The following is a 16,200-nucleotide window of genomic DNA, read 5'->3' as shown; positions in this document are numbered from 1 at the left end:
AACACTTGTATTTCATACAAATACATATGGGGCTTTTTAATTAGAAATTCAAGTGAAGCAATAAGTATATAGATAATTAGGGGGATGTTAAACATGCATAAGAAATTATTTATTCCTGGACCGGTAGAAGTACGTCCAGAAGTATTAGCCAAAATGGCTGAACCAATGATAGGTCATAGAAGTAAGGATGCTTCAGCATTACAAAGAAGAATAAGTGATAATATGAGAAAGATATTTTTCACAGAAAGTGAAATTCTTATTTCAACTACTTCTGGTAGTGGACTTATGGAGGGTGCTATAAGATGCTGTACAGCAAAAAAAGCAGCAGTATTTTCAGTAGGTGCTTTTGGTAAGAGATGGTACGAGATGGCAGTTTCAAATAATGTACAAGCAGATCTTTATGAAGTAGAAATGGGTAAGGCTGTTGATCCAGAAGAGGTTGATAAGGCACTTGCCACAGGAGAGTATGATTTAGTAGCAGTTACTCATAATGAAACATCTACAGGTATAATGAATCCAATTGAAGAAATAGGAGAGATAGTAAAAAAATATCCTGAAGTTGTGTTTATAGTAGATATGGTTAGTTCTGCAGCAGGAAGTAAGGTAGAAGTAGACAAGTGTGGCATAGATATTTGTATTACTTCAACTCAAAAGTGTATTGGATTGCCTCCAGGAATGTCAATTTGTACATTCTCTGAGAAAGCAAGAAAGAGAGCTGAACAAGTTCCTAACAGAGGATATTATTTAGATTTACTTCAATTATATAAATATATTCAAAAGAAGGATTACCAATATCCATCAACTCCTTCACTTTCTCATATGTTTGCTTTAGATTATCAACTAGATTATATCTTAAATGAGGAAGGTCTTGAAAATAGATTTGCAAGACATAAGGAAATGGCAAAAATAGTTAGAGATTGGGCAGAAAAGAATTTTGAATTATATTCAGATAAGAATCATTTATCAAATACAGTTACTAATGTTAAGAATACAAAGAATATAGATGTATCAGCATTAAACAAAGCACTTGGGGAAAGAGGTTTCCAAATTTCTAATGGATATGGAAGCTTAAAAGATAAGACTTTTAGAATAGCTCATATGGCAGATTGCAAAGTTGAAGATTTAAAAGAATTATTAAAGAATATTGATGAAATTTTAGGCTTATAAAACTTTGAGAGTTTAGAGTATTATCTAAACTCTTCAAAATTATATGGTAATAAGCAAAGATTAAGGGGGAATATATTATGATTAAGGTGTTAACAAACGACGGGTTAGAAGCTGCTGCTATAGAGAGTTTAAAAGCAGCTGGGGCAGAAGTAGTTAATGAGCATATAGAAGCAGATAAATTAGGAGAAGCATTAAAGGATTTTGATGCACTTGTTGTAAGGTCAGCTACTAAGGTTACAGCTGATGTATTAGATAAAGCTGAAGGCGGAAAATTAAAATTAGTAGTTAGAGCAGGTGTTGGTGTTGATAACATTGATATAAAACATGCTCATGATAAAGGTGTTACAGTAAAAAATACTCCTAATGCAAGTTCAGATTCTGTTGCAGAACTAGTATTAGCTCATATGTTTACAGTTGCAAGATTTTTAAATAATTCAAATGTAACAATGAGAGATGGACAATGGAATAAGAAGAAATATAAAGGGATAGAAATTGCAGGTAAAACCTTAGGGGTTATAGGAATGGGCAGAATAGGTAGATCTTTAGCTAAAAAGGCTACAGCTCTTGGAATGACTGTAATATATAATGATATATTTGGAAAACAAGATAACTTAGAATATGAGTTCTGTGATATTGAAGATTTATTAAAGAAATCTGACTTTATATCATTGCATGTTCCGTATGACAAAGAAAAAGGTTCAATAATAGGTAAAAAAGAGTTCGAATTAATGAAAGATAGAGCCTATCTAATAAATTGTGCTAGAGGAAATGTTGTTGACGAAGATGCTTTATTAGATGCATTAAACAGCGGAAAGGTAGCTGGAGCAGGTATAGATGTATTTGCTAAAGAACCTACAGCAAATGAAGCTTTAGTTAATCATCCTAATGTAAGTGTAACACCTCACATAGGAGCTTCAACTGAAGAGGCACAAATAAGAATTGGTGATGAGGTAGCATCAACTATAAAAGAATTCTTTAATTTATAAAATATTAGGGGGTAAAAGGAAGTGGCTATAGTTAAGGCGTTTAAAGGTATAAGACCAATTGAAGAATTGGCCTCAAAGATAGCAGCATTGCCATATGATGTTATGAGTAGTGAAGAGGCTAGAGATATGGCTATAGATAATCCATACTCATTTCTTCATATTGATAGGGCAGAAATAGACTTAGACCCTTCTGTAGATATACACGATAAAAAGGTTTATGAGAAAGCTAGAGAAAATCTAGACAAAATGATTGAAGATGGTCAATTTATTCAAGATGAGAAACCTTGCCTTTATATTTACAGACAGATAATGAACGGAAGATCTCAAACTGGATTAGTATTTTGTGCATCTATAGATGATTATCTTAATAATGTTATAAAAAAACATGAATATACAAGGGCTGATAAAGAATTAGACAGAATAAATCATGTTGATTATTGCGATGCGAATACAGGTCCAATATTTTTAACTTATAGAGAAGATGAGGTTACTTCTGAGGTTATTAAAGAATGGACTAAGGAAGGAACTAAAAGAAAACCAGTATATGACTTCATTTCAGAAGATGGAATAGGTCATCAAGTATGGGTTATAGATAATGAAATAATAGTAGAAGAAATAATAGCGTTATTTAAGGAAATAGAAAATCTTTATATTGCAGATGGTCATCATAGATCAGCATCTGCAGTTAAGGTTGGATTAAAAAGAAGAGAAGAAAATCCTGACTATACTGGGGAAGAAGAGTTTAATTATTTCTTAGCAGTAGCATTTCCGGATAATGATTTAATGGTTATGGATTATAACAGAGTAGTTAAAGATTTAAATGGATTATCTACTGATGAATTCTTTGAGAAGTTAAAAGATAACTTTATAATTACTGAATCTAAAGAAAATGTACAAATAAAACCATCTAGTAAGCATACATTTGGTATGTTTATTGAAGATAAGTGGTACTTGCTTGAGGCTAAAAAAGGAAGCTTTAATGAATATGATCCTATAAAGAGTTTAGATGTAGCAATATTACAAGATAATATTCTTACACCTATATTAGGAATAGAGGATGTTAGGATATCAGACAGAATAGACTTTATTGGTGGAATAAGAGGCCTAAGTGAATTAGAAAGAAGAGTTCATAAGGATATGAAGGTTTCTTTTTCTATGTATCCTACAGAAGTTGTAGATATAATGAAGGTGGCTGATACAAATCAAGTAATGCCTCCTAAATCTACATGGTTTGAGCCTAAATTAAGAAGTGGATTATTTGTTCATAAATTAAGATAATAGGAATTTATTATTAATAAGATTCACAAAGTATAAAAAATGTTCATAATATGTTAAGAATTAGGAAATATGATACGACAATTAAATAAGGCGATATGGTCAAGTATCTAGCTCTATGGATAGCAAGGCATGTTTGTCTTGCTATTTTTCTATTAAAAATCATAATATAACGAGGGGGAATGCCAAATGAACACTGAATACGATAAAACGTATAGAAAAAGTTTAAAAATTGTTATTACAAAGAAAGTTGCAGTGGTATTTGCAATAGTATATGGAATTAGCATTTTGTCGCTATATTTCATTGGAAGGATGCTTTTAGCGGATGAAGCTATAAGTCAAGAGATAGGATTATTAATTAATAAAATCATATTAATCTATTCTGGCATATTGTTATCGGCTTTAGCGGTAGGTATAATTTTTATCTATAAAGCAGTAGAGAAGTTTGCGACCTTAATACACAGATTTAGAACTCACTTTCAGTTATTAAAAGAAGGAGACTTCTTTTATAGAATTAGAGAAAAACACTTTAAAAGAGAAGATGAATTAGCTGGTATAGCTATAGAAACAGATGCAATGCAAGATGCTGTTGTAAAAATGTTAGGAGATGTGAATAGTGCAGCTATTGAAGTTAATGATAAATCTAATACATTAACTTGTACATCTCAAGGCTTAATGAACTCAGCAGAAAATATTTCAAAGTCTGTATCAGAAATTACATCAAATTTAACAGAGGAATCTGCTAGTATACTAAATATAGTAAGTATTTTAACAGATTTTAAGAGCATACTTGAAACTAATTTAGAAGCAACTAATAACATAACTAGTATGTCTAGAAACGTTAATGACAAAGCTAACATAAGTTTTTCTGATATGGAAAAGCTAAGAACATCATTTGAAGACTTTAATGGAAAGTTTGATGAATTCGTTTCTATTATTCAAAGCATGCAAGCTAATATAGAAGAAGTAGATAAGATCTCAGTTCTTATTAATGGAATTGCAGAACAAACTAATCTTTTAGCATTAAATGCAGCTATTGAGGCAGCAAGAGCTGGTGAGTCAGGAAGAGGTTTTAGTGTTGTTGCAGAAGAAATAAGAGCATTGTCTGAACAAACTAAGGAATCATCTATAAATATAAATAAATTAGTAGGAACTGTTTTAGGTAATTCAAAAAATTTAGTTAGTAAAACTAGTGATATGGTTAAAGATATTCAAGAGCAAAATAATACTATTTACACATCAACATCAGCATTTAAGGATATATCTAAGTTAATTATTGATATGAATCCTGCAATGAATAGTTTGGAAAAAAGCTCAAAAGAGGTATCAAATAAGAGTGATCATATTATAGAAAAAATTAAAAATATATCTGAAACTTCGGAAGAAATTGTTGCATTATCTGAAGAGATTAATTCTGCTTCAGAAGAGATGGACTCATCATCTAAGTTTGTATATGAATTATCTAAGGAACTTGGAGTGCTTGCTGATAATACTTTAAAGGCAGCAGGTGTATTTAGATTAGAAAAACCAGAAGATGAAGAATGGAAATAATTAAAGAGTAAGGCTTAGGCCTTACTCTTTAATTATGTAGTTTAATCATTACTATTTCAGAGGAACTACCTATTCTTATAGGAGGTCCCCATGTTCCAAAGCCAGAAGTAACTACAATAGAAGTATTCTGAAATTTTCCTAATCCATAATCAACATCAAATAATATATCAGTTATTAAATTAATAGGAAAAACCTGACCCTTATGGGTATGACCAGATACTTGCAAATCAATGTTATTACTGATTGATTCATCTAAATATTCAGGATTGTGATCTATAACGATAACAGGTTTATCAGAATTAAAGTTATCCATTGAACTTTTAATAGTATTTAATGAGTCTCTCTCTTCGTTATATCTTTTTACAGTAGTATCATCCCTACAAATTAAGTAGAAGGAATCATTAATTAAAGTTATTTCATCTCTGAGCACATTCACATTTACTTTGGTAAGCATATTTTTTAATTCATCTGATCGATTAGTATAGAAATCATGATTTCCAAGGGATAGATATGTTCCATATTTGCTTTTTATATCTTTTAATGAAATTAGCATATTTTTTTCTTCAACAGGGGTTAAATCACTATCTACTAAATCTCCTGCAATTAAGACTATATCACCATTTAATGAATTGATTTTTTCAACTAAAGTATTTAATCTTTTATTTTCAATTACTTCGCCCAAGTGTATATCAGAAACAAGTACTATGTTAACATCATCTTTTAAAGTTTTATCTATTTTTATATCATAATTTTTAATAGATATTGAGTGACTAAAGTATGTACCTATACACACCAATATTAATGATAGAATAATGGAATAAAAATATAAGTCTAAGTTTAATTTTTTATTTTTAAATATTCTATAAATAATAAAAGATATTACAAATAACAAAATTATGTAAAAAAGAAAAGCTAGATAATATGATCCAATAAAATATAATAACTTATTTATAAATGTAGGAACATAATTTTTAATAAGTTCATAAAGAATAAATGAAGAACTTAATAAGATAAATAAAATAGTAAATAATTTAGGGGGAAGTTTTATCTTATTATTAATTGACTTGTATATTCTTTTGCCAATAAGATAATTAATTAATCCATATGCAAATATAAAAGCAACAATACTTAAAACCAATTTCATCATCTCCTATAAATATACCTACTAGCTAAAGTAGCTAGTAGGTATAATTTTATTAATTCATAGAAAGTAGCATTTCTTTTAATATTGAAGTAGAGTTTTTAACTGCTATTGGGGTGAACTTTTCAAAGTCCATATGAGCTCCATTGTTAGCATTATCAGATATTGATCTAATAACTACAACAGGAATGTTGTTTAAGTAGCAAACGTGAGCAATACTTGCACCTTCCATCTCGCAAGATAAAGCATTAAATTCTTTTTCTAGCCACTTAATTTTTTCTACATCTGCAACAAATACATCTCCAGATACAATTCTACCTGTAAAGGTATTGAAACCTCCAACCTTTTTACATGCACTATTTGCTGATTCTATTAAAGAAGAATCACATTTAAAATCGAAAGTATCCATTCTAGGAACTTGACCATGTGGATCCCCAAATGCAGTAGTATCCATATCATGTTCAACTAAGTTAGTAGCTATAACTACATCACCAGGATATATATCCTTTCCTATACCACCAGCAACACCAACATTTATAACCTTATCTACGTTAAATTCAGATACTAATATTTGTGTACATACAGCTGCGTTTACTTTTCCAATTCCACAAACTACAGCAATTACTTCATTACTCCAAAGCTTACCTTTGTTAAAAGTCATTCCAGCTTTTGTAGTTGAAGAGTCAAGTTGCATATCTTTTAATAATATTTCTAATTCTTCGCTCATTGCAGCGATTATTCCTAAAGTCATTTTATTTATCCTCCTAAAAGTGTTTATTCATAAAATAATAGTTATAGTTTAACATATTACATTTCATCATTGGAATATAAATTTTCATCTATTGGGATTATACTTATAAAGCGTCTTTCATAATTAAGATGCATATGTTTTTTTAAATAAATTAGTATAGGAATACTTATTAAACAAGAAATTAATATGTTAAAAGCTACTCCACCAATGGCAGAAGGAATAAAAAGGATAAATGAAGCAGTATTATTAAAAAAGTGGCAGTAAATAGTCAAGTATAAAGAGTGTGTTTTGTAATATATACAACCAATTATTAATGCTAATAAAAAAGCATTTATTCCTTGATGAAGATTACCATGTATCAAAGCAAATAATAGTGAAGATATAATAATAGCTGTAGAAGGATTATATCTTTTAAGCATACCGTTTAATATTATTCCCCTAAAAATAACTTCTTCTATTATAGGAGCTATTATACATACAGATAAGATGAGATAAATAAAAGAACTATTTAAATTTTGCTCAGCTTGTATCAAAGTATCGCTTTCAGGTATTCTAAGAATTATTGGTAAAATAAAAGCGTCATATAAAAGTCTAAAGATTGTAAGTACTAATGTAATATGGAATATTGTCTTTTTATTAACTTTTTTAAATGTATTTAGTTCATTTGTTCTTCTTCCAAAGACTTTATTAAGTATAAATACCTCAATAGGTAAGAAAAATAACTTTACTACTGAAATGATAGAAAAAGTTAAAGATTCTACTTTAGATTGAAGAGTTAATGGATATGATAAAAGCGTAATAATAAAATCAACAATTAGCCATAATAAAATTACTCCTATACTTTTCCAAAATCCAATATCAAATTCTATATTCTCGTTTTCTATATTTTTTAAAGGACTAAAAATGTTTTGCATTAAATTTCTCATAGAAATTCCCCCTTATAAACTTATATTTTAATTATATACAATTACTGGAATTTATAACAATAAATAAAGAAATATTGGGGTTGCAATAATATAAGATATAAAATAAAATAAACAAATAAAATCTTTAAATGTAAGGAGAGATTAGGAATGTTACAACATCCTTTATCTAGAACAGAATTATTAATTGGAAAAGATGGTTTAGATAAATTAAGAAATAGTAAAGTAATGATATTTGGAGTAGGAGGAGTAGGAAGCTATACTGTAGAGGCATTAACAAGAGCAGGAGTAGGAACATTAATATTAGTTGATGATGATACTGTATGTCTTACAAACTTAAATAGACAAATACACGCTACTTATAAAACTATAAGTAAGGTTAAAGTTGAAGTTATGAAAGAAAGAATTCTTTCTATAAACAGAAAGTGTGAGGTAATAACTCATCAAGTATTTGTAACTAAAGAAAATATACCAGAATTAATTCCAGATGACGTTGATTATGTAGTTGATGCAATTGATACAGTATCAGCAAAGATTGCCTTAGTTGAATATTGTTCTGCTAAAGGAATAAATATTATGAGTTCAATGGGTACAGGAAATAAGTTTGATCCAACTCAATTTAAGGTGGCGGATATATATAAGACTAAAGTATGTCCTTTAGCTAAGGTTATGAGATATGAGTTGAAGAGAAGGGGAGTAAAGAAACTTAAGGTTGTTTATTCTGAAGAGATTCCTACAAAACCAAGAACAGAAGATGTAGTTACTTGTAAAACTGGATGTGTTTGTACTGGTGAATCAACTAAAAAGTGTGCAGCTAAAAGACAGATACCAGGAAGTATGTCCTTTGTTCCACCTGTTGCTGGGATGATAATAGCTGGAGAAGTTATTAAAGATATATTATCTATGTAAAATAAAAGAGCTGTTGTAAGGTTAATAAACTTTACAGCGCTCTTTATTAATATGAAGAACTTATATTTATATAAATATAAAAATATAAAAACATATAAACATATAAATATAGGTTTATTTTATTTATATATAAATGTTGTTTTAATATCTTCTCCAAGAATAGTTTTTAAAAACTTTTCTAAAGCTATGTTGCTAGAAGAACAAGCTCTATCATATAAATCTTTAGAATTCATTTTATTAGTAAATCGTTTCTTTACTTCTCTTTCTATTACACCATACTCTTCTGCATTTAATTCTATATCTCCAAATCTAAGTAATCCTGTCACAGCTTCCTCATAAATTGTTTTATTATGATTTATATTTACCGAGTATACTGTGGGGGCCGAGATATTAAGTTCTACATCTCTAGTAGTAGAATTCATTTTTAAATCAGAAGAGGAAATTTTAGATAAATCAATCATATAAAAACAATCAGCAAAATAAGTTATCTCTTTATATTTTTCAAATATGCTAAAGTCTCCCCAACTATCATCAACAGTAATTGTTTCAGATAGCTCAAGTTCTAAAGGAATTAAGAGATTAGTTTCATTTATATTATTTATAATACTTTCCTCTGTTAGATATTTAACCCCTGTACCTGATGCATCGGGAAGTGTCCATTGTTTTTTCGATTTTGAAGGAAGTAGAAAAATAGTATAACCAATAAAGATACCTAAAAAAATAAGTATACAAGGAATTAATAAAGAGTTTTTTTGTTTATTCTTTTTTAATAATTTTATGGAAAAACCTCCTTATGTAATTAATTTTAATTAAATATATGAGGAAGAGAATAAATATATGTTAAATTGATTAATTTCACAACTTTGTACTTCTTGTATTGTAAAGATTTTAAACTATAATATATAATAGGTTATTATATATGATGGTTTAGGAGATGACTTTATGCCACAGACATTGGGAATAAGCATTTTAAAAAGTCCTGGTAATTCTAATGAGTATATTATAAAAGATAAGGATAAAATAAACATTGGTAGATTTATAATTATGGATTTAAATGAAGAGAATAGAAAATGTGATATTAAGTTTAAATTTTATAGAGTTAATGATCAAGATTTACTGATTGAAACCTTAAAGTTAGTATTAAAAGCTGTATTTAATGAAATAAGAGTAAATAAAATTAATATCTTTATTTCTGAACTTATTCCTGTAAGCCCATTCTTAGACTTAGGGTTCGTTCTAGAAGGTATATTTAATGAAAATATATATTCACAAGGAAATTATTTTAGTGAATTATCCATGGGGATAAATAGAAGTGATTATAATTATGGGAACAGAATAAGTTTAGTGAATATAGAAGGTAGAGATTTTAATATTAAGTTATTAGCTCCAGAGCATGCACAAAATCTGTTGGATTATTATATAAGAAATAAAAAACATCTAGAACCATTTGAACCTTTAAGGGATAATAGTTTTTACACTTATGAAGTACAAAAAAATATATTGAGTGATAGCTATAGACAATTCTTAAATGGAACAGCAGTAGACTTAGGCATATTTAAAGATGATTACCTAATAGGAAAGCTTAAATTGTCTAATATAGTATATGGAATTTTTAAAAGTGGAATACTTGGATATTCTATTGATAAAGATGAACAAGGCAAAGGATATATGAAAGAAGCTGTTAACTTAGTTGTTAATTATGCATTCGAGGATTTAGATCTTCATAGAGTAGAGGCTTCAGCCTTAGTTGATAATGAACCTTCAAAGCATGTATTAATTGGTTGTGGTTTCAAAGAGTTAGGAATAAATAAAAAGTATTTATATATAAATGGTGGATGGAAAGACCATATTACCTATTATAAAGTAAGGGGTGATTAAAGGTTGATTTTAAGTAATGATGAAATAGTAACTAAGGTATTTAATAATAACATTATATTAGTAAATTCAGAGGATCATGAAAAAATATTATTTGCTAAGGGAATAGGGTTTGGAAAGAAGCCTGGATATGTTATACCAAAAGGAATAAAAGTAGATAAGATATTTACTATTGCAGATAGTGATAATATTGAAAATCTTAATACTATGATAGAAAAAGTGGATAATGACTTCTTTGTTGTATGTGAAGAGGCTATATATGAAATATCGGAAAAAATAAATCAAGAGTTAAATGAAAGTATTCATATAGGATTAATTGATCACCTATATTTTGCAGTAAAAAGATTGAAAAATAATGAAGAGATTGAAAATCCTTTTTTGGTTGAGATAGAAACACTATATTCTAAGGAATATATGTTAGCAGATATGGTTGCTAAAAAGGTAGGAGCATATTGCAATGTAGATATACCTGATGGTGAAATCGCATTTATAGCACTGCATATACATTCGGCAATAAATAATGGAAAGATATCAAATACATTAAAGAATAGTTATTTAGGAAGTACTATAGTAGAACATGTTGAAGATAGGTTAAATATAGAAATAGATAGAAAGTCATTAGATTATGCTAGATTCTTAACCCATATTAAATTTGCTATTCAAAGAATTATGGAAAATATACATATAGACAATGAACTTACAAAAATTATTAAGTCAAGTTATAAAGAATCATTTTCTGTAGCAGAAGAGGTGGCTAAAATTATAGAGGATGAATTAGGTATAAAGGTCATGGAAGATGAAGTGACATTTTTAACAATTCATATAGAAAGATTTAGAATGTCAATTAGATAATAATTATAAAAAAAACTTCACATGAGTTTATGGATATGATATTATTAAATTATAAATTAAATAAAGTAAGGTGTAACTGGTAATGCAGGCAAGACTTGATAGAAGTATTATGATTTACTTATTAGGAATAATTATAAGTAGATTTAGAAATGCTATAATTGAGTCTTTTTTTGTTGCCTAAATTGCCTTTAGCTGGCCAGCTTTAATAAATTTACCTTACTACTAGAACTTATAATTAGTATTTTAGGAGGAATTAGAAATGCTTAAATATTTACAAAGAATAGGTAAAGCTATAATGCTTCCAATAGCAGCATTACCTATTGCAGGTATACTACTAGGAGTTGGTGGTGCATTATTAGGTATCTCAGGATTAAGTAATCCACCAGCAGTATATGAACCATTAATTTCATTTGTTAATATACCAGCAGTAACTGCAATATTAACAGTTATGAAGAATATAGGTGATATCGTATTTGGTAACTTACCAATTTTATTTGCAGTGGGAGTAGCAGTTGGTTTAGCTAAGAAAGATAAAGGAACTGCTGCCCTAGCTTCTGTATTTGGATTCATAGTAATGAATCAAGTTATATCAACATTACTTGCTTTAGGTACTACTCAGCTAGGAGTTCTTACTCCAAATAATGTAGGAGAGTACGGAACTTATGTTACAACTAACCTGGGGATATTTACATTAAACATGTCAGTATTCGGAGGTATTATTACTGGTATTATTACAGCGCTATTACATGATAAGTTCCATGAAATTCAATTACCACAAGTTATAGGTTTCTTCTCTGGTTCAAGATTTGTACCAATAATAACTTCTGTTGTTATGGCTTTAGTTGGTGCAGTACTTGCTTTTGCATGGCCTGTTGTTCAAGATGGTATAGCAGTAATTGCAAATGTAGTTAGAGATGCAGGTTCAATAGGAACATTACTATATGGAATAATAGAAAGAGCGTTAATTCCATTTGGATTACATCACGTATTCTATACTCCATTCTGGTTTGGTTCATTTGTTGAAGGTCATGTTTTAGTAGATGGAGCATGGCAAACAGTTGCAGGTGCGAACACAGCATACTTTGCTCAATTATCAAGCATGACAGATTTAGTTGGTGCATCTGCAGATACTATGGCTAATATTGTTAGTGGTACTACAAGATTCATGGCAGGTAAATTCCCATTCATGATGTTTGGTTTACCAGCAGCAGCATTTGCAATGTATAGATGTGCAGCACCAAATAAGAAGAAGACTGTTGGGTCATTATTATTAGCAGCAGCAGTTACTTCATTATTAACAGGTATTACTGAACCTTTAGAGTTTACATTCTTATTCGTAGCACCAGTTTTATATGGGGTTCATTGTTTACTTGCAGGTTTATCATTCATGCTAATGGATATATTTAACGTATTTATAGGTATGACTTTCTCAGGTGGTTTAATAGACTTTAGCTTATTTGGATTACTTCCAGCAGGTGCAGGAGTTCCAACTAAGTGGTTTATGGTTATAGTTGTTGGATTAGTATATGCAGTAGTTTACTATTTCTTATTCTCATTTATGATAAAGAAGTTTAACTTAAAAACTCCTGGTAGAGATGAAAACGAAGAGGATACTAAGTTATTTACAAAAGCTGACTACCAAGCATCAAAAGGAGCTAAGGGTGAAATAGAAGAAAATGCACCATTAGTATTAGAAGCATTTGGTGGAGAAGAAAATATAGTAAGTGTTGATGCATGTATTACAAGACTTAGAATAGAAGTTAAAGATAAGTCAAAAGTAGATAAAGATAGAATAAAAGCTTTAGGTGCAACAGGTGTTGTAGAAGTAGGTAACGGAATTCAAGCAATATTTGGAGTTAAAGCTGATAGATATAAGAATGAAATAAATAAAATATTAGGAATAAACTAATATATAAATAATAAAAGCGAAGGAATCATCCTTCGCTTTTATTATTTAACTGTATATTCTATAACTGTTGTTTCTCCAGCGATAGTATCTATATTTTCAACTGGTGTTATTGTTCCTAAGATATCAGGATTTGTTATTAATATTGGAGTAATTAATGATAATCCCTTACTCTTTATTAATTCTCTATCAATCTTGATTATTGGAGTTCCAGCTTTAACCTTTGCTCCTTGTTCAACTAATTGTTCGAAACCTTCACCTTCTAGGCCTACTGTTTCTATTCCTATATGTACTAAAAGCTCAACACCATTTTCTAATGTTAATGCAAAAGCATGTTTTGTTTTGAATACTAAAGTTAATTCTCCATCAGCAGGAGCAACTATAGTATCACCAGTAGTGTCAATAGCAATACCATCTCCAGCCATTTTTTGTGCGAATACTGGATCTGGAACCTCAGATAGTGGAATTGATTTACCAGCTACAGCTGATACTAATCTAAAATTGTTTTCTACAGATTGTTCATTTTTTTTCTTTTTTAAAAATCCAAACATAATTACCTCCTGAATATAACAGGAAGACTCACATCCTTTCTTAACTATATACTACTATAACTCTTCTTAGTTTTAGAGTATATTGATTAATATATACATATAAAAAAAGGCATAAGTTTTATATGAAAACTTATGCCTGATCTAACAGTAACACGTTTAATCTCATTATATATTTGGTAAAAGTAAGTGTCAATAATTTTGTATTAAATTATTTTAAATTGTATATTGACATGTAAAGGTTTTTATAATAAAATAAAGTCAAAGATAAATAACGGATTATAAATTGGCGTGTTACCAATATGGGCATTAGCCGGAAAGAATGGAAGTAAAATTCTATTTCTTTTCGGCTTTTTTTGTTGCCCAAAAACAGAAATTATACATTTATTATTTAGCCAAGTTAATCTGAAATGTTTATTAAAAAAGGAGGATTTTATATGTCAAAAGGAAATAACAAAGTCCTAGGAATGTTTCAAAAACTAGGAAAAGCAATGATGACACCAGTAGCGGTAATGCCAGCAGCGGCAATACTAAATAGACTTGGTGCAGCGGATGTTCTTGACCTTCCATGGATGGCAGGTGCAGGTGCAGCAATTTTTGATAATTTAGCAATTATTTTTGCGGTTGGTATAGCAATAGGTTTAGCAAAACAAAACAATGGTACTGCAGGTCTTGCAGCAGTTGTTGGGTATTTCACAATTACTAATGTAGCGACTTCCTTTGATAAAAGCATTAATATGGGAGTTCTAGCAGGTATTATAGTAGGTATATTAACTGGATACTTATATAATAAGTTTAATGATATTCAGCTTCCAGAATTCCTAGGATTCTTTGGTGGTAAGAGATTTGTGCCTATTATAACTTCAGTTTCTTGTTTAATACTAGGTGTTGTTGCTGGATTTGTATGGCCATCTATTCAAGGTGCCTTAGATACATTTGGTAACGAAATGGCAGCAGCAGGAGCAATAGGTGCTTTCGTATTTGGTTTATTAAATAGATTATTACTTCCATTTGGATTACACCATGTATTTAACTCAATATTCTGGTTCCAATTTGGTTCATATCCAAAGGCTGATGGTACTATAGTATATGGGGATATAGCTAGATTCTTTGCTGGAGACCCTACTGCAGGTACTTACATGAGTGGCTTCTTCTTTATAATGATGTTTGCATTACCAGCAGCATGTTTCGCTATGATATTAGCAGCTAAAAAGTCTAAGAGAAAAGCTGTAACTGGTATGTTCTTAAGTATTGCTTTAACAGCATTTTTAACAGGTATAACAGAACCAATAGAGTTTACATTTATGTTCTTAGCTCCAGTATTATATGTATTCCATGCATTAATGACTGGTATAGCGTTAGCAGTTGCAAGTATTTTAGGTATTAAATTAGGATTTGGATTCTCGGCAGGTTTAACAGATTACTTACTTGGATTTGGTATATCAACAAAACCGATTTTAGCTATAGGAGTAGGACTAATATTCGCAGCAATTTACTTTGTAGTGTTCTACTTAGTAATTAAGAAATTTAACTTAAAGACTCCAGGTAGAGAAGATGATGAAGATGTTGTTGGTGATAATGGAGAATTGGAAAAGTCATCAGGAATAGCTAAAAAGGCTGAAGGAATATTAGAAGCAATAGGTGGTTCAGCTAATATAGAAAGTATAGATGCGTGTATAACTAGAATAAGATTAACTGTTGTAAATGGTGGATTAATTGATGAAAAGAAGCTTAAGAGTTTAGGTGCTAGCGGAATTATGAAGTTAGATGAAACTAACTATCAAATAGTTGTTGGTACTTTAGCTGATCCACTAGTAACGAATATAAAACAATTAATGTAGTTTAGAAGTTCTTCCCTAACTTCATAATAAGAGACGTAGAGTTGGTTAATTCTACGTCTCTTTTGTTTATAATCGTATAAAAATCAAATTCAAATTATTACACTAATCCTGGTGTATCACCATGTGAATAATAAAGAGAATAGTAGATATGCCAAGTTATATAAAGTTTAACTTAAGAAAATAAGAAATTATATGTCGTGTGATGTCGAATATCGTGATAAGATAAATCTCGTCGCAAGGCAGGAATCAAGTAAATGTGGACAACAAGTAAATTTGAAAAAAATAAAAAAGTTGTTGACAAGATTCGAGTTGAGTGGTAAGATAAAGTAGTCGATTGAGTGCGACATACAAATTGGTCTTTGAAAATTGAACAGAATATAAAGTTAAAAACCAGCAATTCTTTTTTACGAGTAAACTTGAGAAATCAAGTAGCAAGATTAAACTTTTTATTGAGAGTTTGATCCTGGCTCAGGAC

The 16,200-nt window shown here is 29.5% G+C and carries 15 protein-coding genes; 10 read left to right on the top strand and 5 right to left on the bottom strand.

Features of this window, described 5'->3' with window-relative positions; all coding sequences use genetic code 11:
- Positions 1-93: 93 nt before the first annotated feature.
- The 4 genes from G594_RS0113670 (at position 94) to G594_RS0113655 (ending at position 4,979) form a co-directional block, all read left to right on the top strand.
- Entirely contained in the window at positions 94-1,167 is a 1,074-nt protein-coding gene (locus tag G594_RS0113670; protein WP_027099103.1) for a pyridoxal-phosphate-dependent aminotransferase family protein, read from the top strand.
- 77 nt (positions 1,168-1,244) lie between these two features.
- Positions 1,245-2,153 (top strand): D-2-hydroxyacid dehydrogenase, encoded by a 909-nt coding sequence (locus G594_RS0113665; protein ID WP_027099102.1) that lies wholly within the window; start codon positions 1,245-1,247, stop codon positions 2,151-2,153.
- 21 nt (positions 2,154-2,174) lie between these two features.
- Positions 2,175-3,431, top strand: coding sequence for a DUF1015 domain-containing protein (locus G594_RS0113660; RefSeq protein WP_027099101.1), 1,257 nt, complete (start codon positions 2,175-2,177; stop codon positions 3,429-3,431).
- Positions 3,432-3,617: 186 nt separating this feature from the next.
- A complete protein-coding gene (locus G594_RS0113655) occupies positions 3,618-4,979 on the top strand; it encodes a methyl-accepting chemotaxis protein (RefSeq protein ID WP_027099100.1) in 1,362 nt (453 codons plus the stop codon).
- A gap of 28 nt (positions 4,980-5,007) precedes the next feature.
- On the opposite strand, the gene G594_RS0113650 is transcribed toward G594_RS0113655, so the two are convergent.
- Genes G594_RS0113650 through G594_RS19710 form a run of 3 tightly spaced genes read right to left on the bottom strand, consistent with a single transcriptional unit; the run spans position 5,008 to position 7,797 of the window.
- Positions 5,008-6,117 carry a metallophosphoesterase gene (locus G594_RS0113650; RefSeq protein ID WP_051196020.1) on the bottom strand — a complete coding sequence of 370 codons (1,110 nt, stop codon included), beginning with the start codon at positions 6,115-6,117 and terminating at the stop codon, positions 5,008-5,010.
- A gap of 58 nt (positions 6,118-6,175) precedes the next feature.
- Positions 6,176-6,871 carry a 5'-methylthioadenosine/adenosylhomocysteine nucleosidase gene (locus G594_RS0113645; RefSeq protein ID WP_027099098.1) on the bottom strand — a complete coding sequence of 232 codons (696 nt, stop codon included), beginning with the start codon at positions 6,869-6,871 and terminating at the stop codon, positions 6,176-6,178.
- A gap of 56 nt (positions 6,872-6,927) precedes the next feature.
- Complete coding sequence (locus tag G594_RS19710) at positions 6,928-7,797, bottom strand: CPBP family intramembrane glutamic endopeptidase (RefSeq protein ID WP_051196019.1); 870 nt, start codon at positions 7,795-7,797, stop codon at positions 6,928-6,930.
- A 147-nt stretch (positions 7,798-7,944) separates the two neighbouring features.
- Between G594_RS19710 and G594_RS0113635 the strand changes: the two genes are divergently transcribed.
- Complete coding sequence (locus G594_RS0113635; RefSeq protein ID WP_027099097.1) at positions 7,945-8,703, top strand: tRNA threonylcarbamoyladenosine dehydratase; 759 nt, start codon at positions 7,945-7,947, stop codon at positions 8,701-8,703.
- A 119-nt stretch (positions 8,704-8,822) separates the two neighbouring features.
- Here the strand turns inward: G594_RS0113635 and G594_RS20570 are convergent, their stop codons facing one another.
- Entirely contained in the window at positions 8,823-9,245 is a 423-nt protein-coding gene (locus tag G594_RS20570) for a DUF4230 domain-containing protein (RefSeq protein ID WP_242829730.1), read from the bottom strand.
- Here G594_RS20570 and G594_RS20565 point away from each other — a divergent pair.
- The 4 genes from G594_RS20565 (at position 9,211) to G594_RS0113610 (ending at position 13,339) form a co-directional block, all read left to right on the top strand.
- Positions 9,211-9,402 (top strand): hypothetical protein, encoded by a 192-nt coding sequence (locus G594_RS20565; RefSeq protein ID WP_242829729.1) that lies wholly within the window; start codon positions 9,211-9,213, stop codon positions 9,400-9,402. The genes G594_RS20570 and G594_RS20565 overlap by 35 nt on opposite strands.
- Before the next feature lie 243 nt (positions 9,403-9,645).
- The gene (locus tag G594_RS0113625; protein WP_027099096.1) at positions 9,646-10,581 is read left to right on the top strand and encodes a GNAT family N-acetyltransferase; all 936 of its coding nucleotides are present in this window, start codon (positions 9,646-9,648) and stop codon (positions 10,579-10,581) included.
- A gap of 3 nt (positions 10,582-10,584) precedes the next feature.
- Positions 10,585-11,430, top strand: a complete 846-nt coding sequence (locus G594_RS0113620; RefSeq protein ID WP_027099095.1) for a PRD domain-containing protein — start codon at positions 10,585-10,587, stop codon at positions 11,428-11,430.
- 259 nt (positions 11,431-11,689) lie between these two features.
- Positions 11,690-13,339 carry a PTS transporter subunit EIIC gene (locus G594_RS0113610; RefSeq protein WP_027099094.1) on the top strand — a complete coding sequence of 550 codons (1,650 nt, stop codon included), beginning with the start codon at positions 11,690-11,692 and terminating at the stop codon, positions 13,337-13,339.
- A gap of 41 nt (positions 13,340-13,380) precedes the next feature.
- On the opposite strand, the gene G594_RS0113605 is transcribed toward G594_RS0113610, so the two are convergent.
- Positions 13,381-13,887, bottom strand: coding sequence for a PTS sugar transporter subunit IIA (locus G594_RS0113605; RefSeq protein ID WP_027099093.1), 507 nt, complete (start codon positions 13,885-13,887; stop codon positions 13,381-13,383).
- 434 nt (positions 13,888-14,321) lie between these two features.
- Here G594_RS0113605 and nagE point away from each other — a divergent pair, with 434 nt between their 5' ends.
- The gene (gene nagE, locus G594_RS0113600; protein ID WP_027099092.1) at positions 14,322-15,725 is read left to right on the top strand and encodes an N-acetylglucosamine-specific PTS transporter subunit IIBC; all 1,404 of its coding nucleotides are present in this window, start codon (positions 14,322-14,324) and stop codon (positions 15,723-15,725) included.
- The last annotated feature ends 475 nt before the right edge of the window (positions 15,726-16,200 follow it).

The sequence above is a fragment of the Clostridium paraputrificum AGR2156 genome (assembly GCF_000424025.1).
In the GTDB taxonomy this organism is placed as follows: Bacteria; Bacillota; Clostridia; order Clostridiales; family Clostridiaceae; genus Clostridium; species Clostridium paraputrificum.
This window is presented reverse-complemented; position numbering and strand designations above follow the sequence as displayed.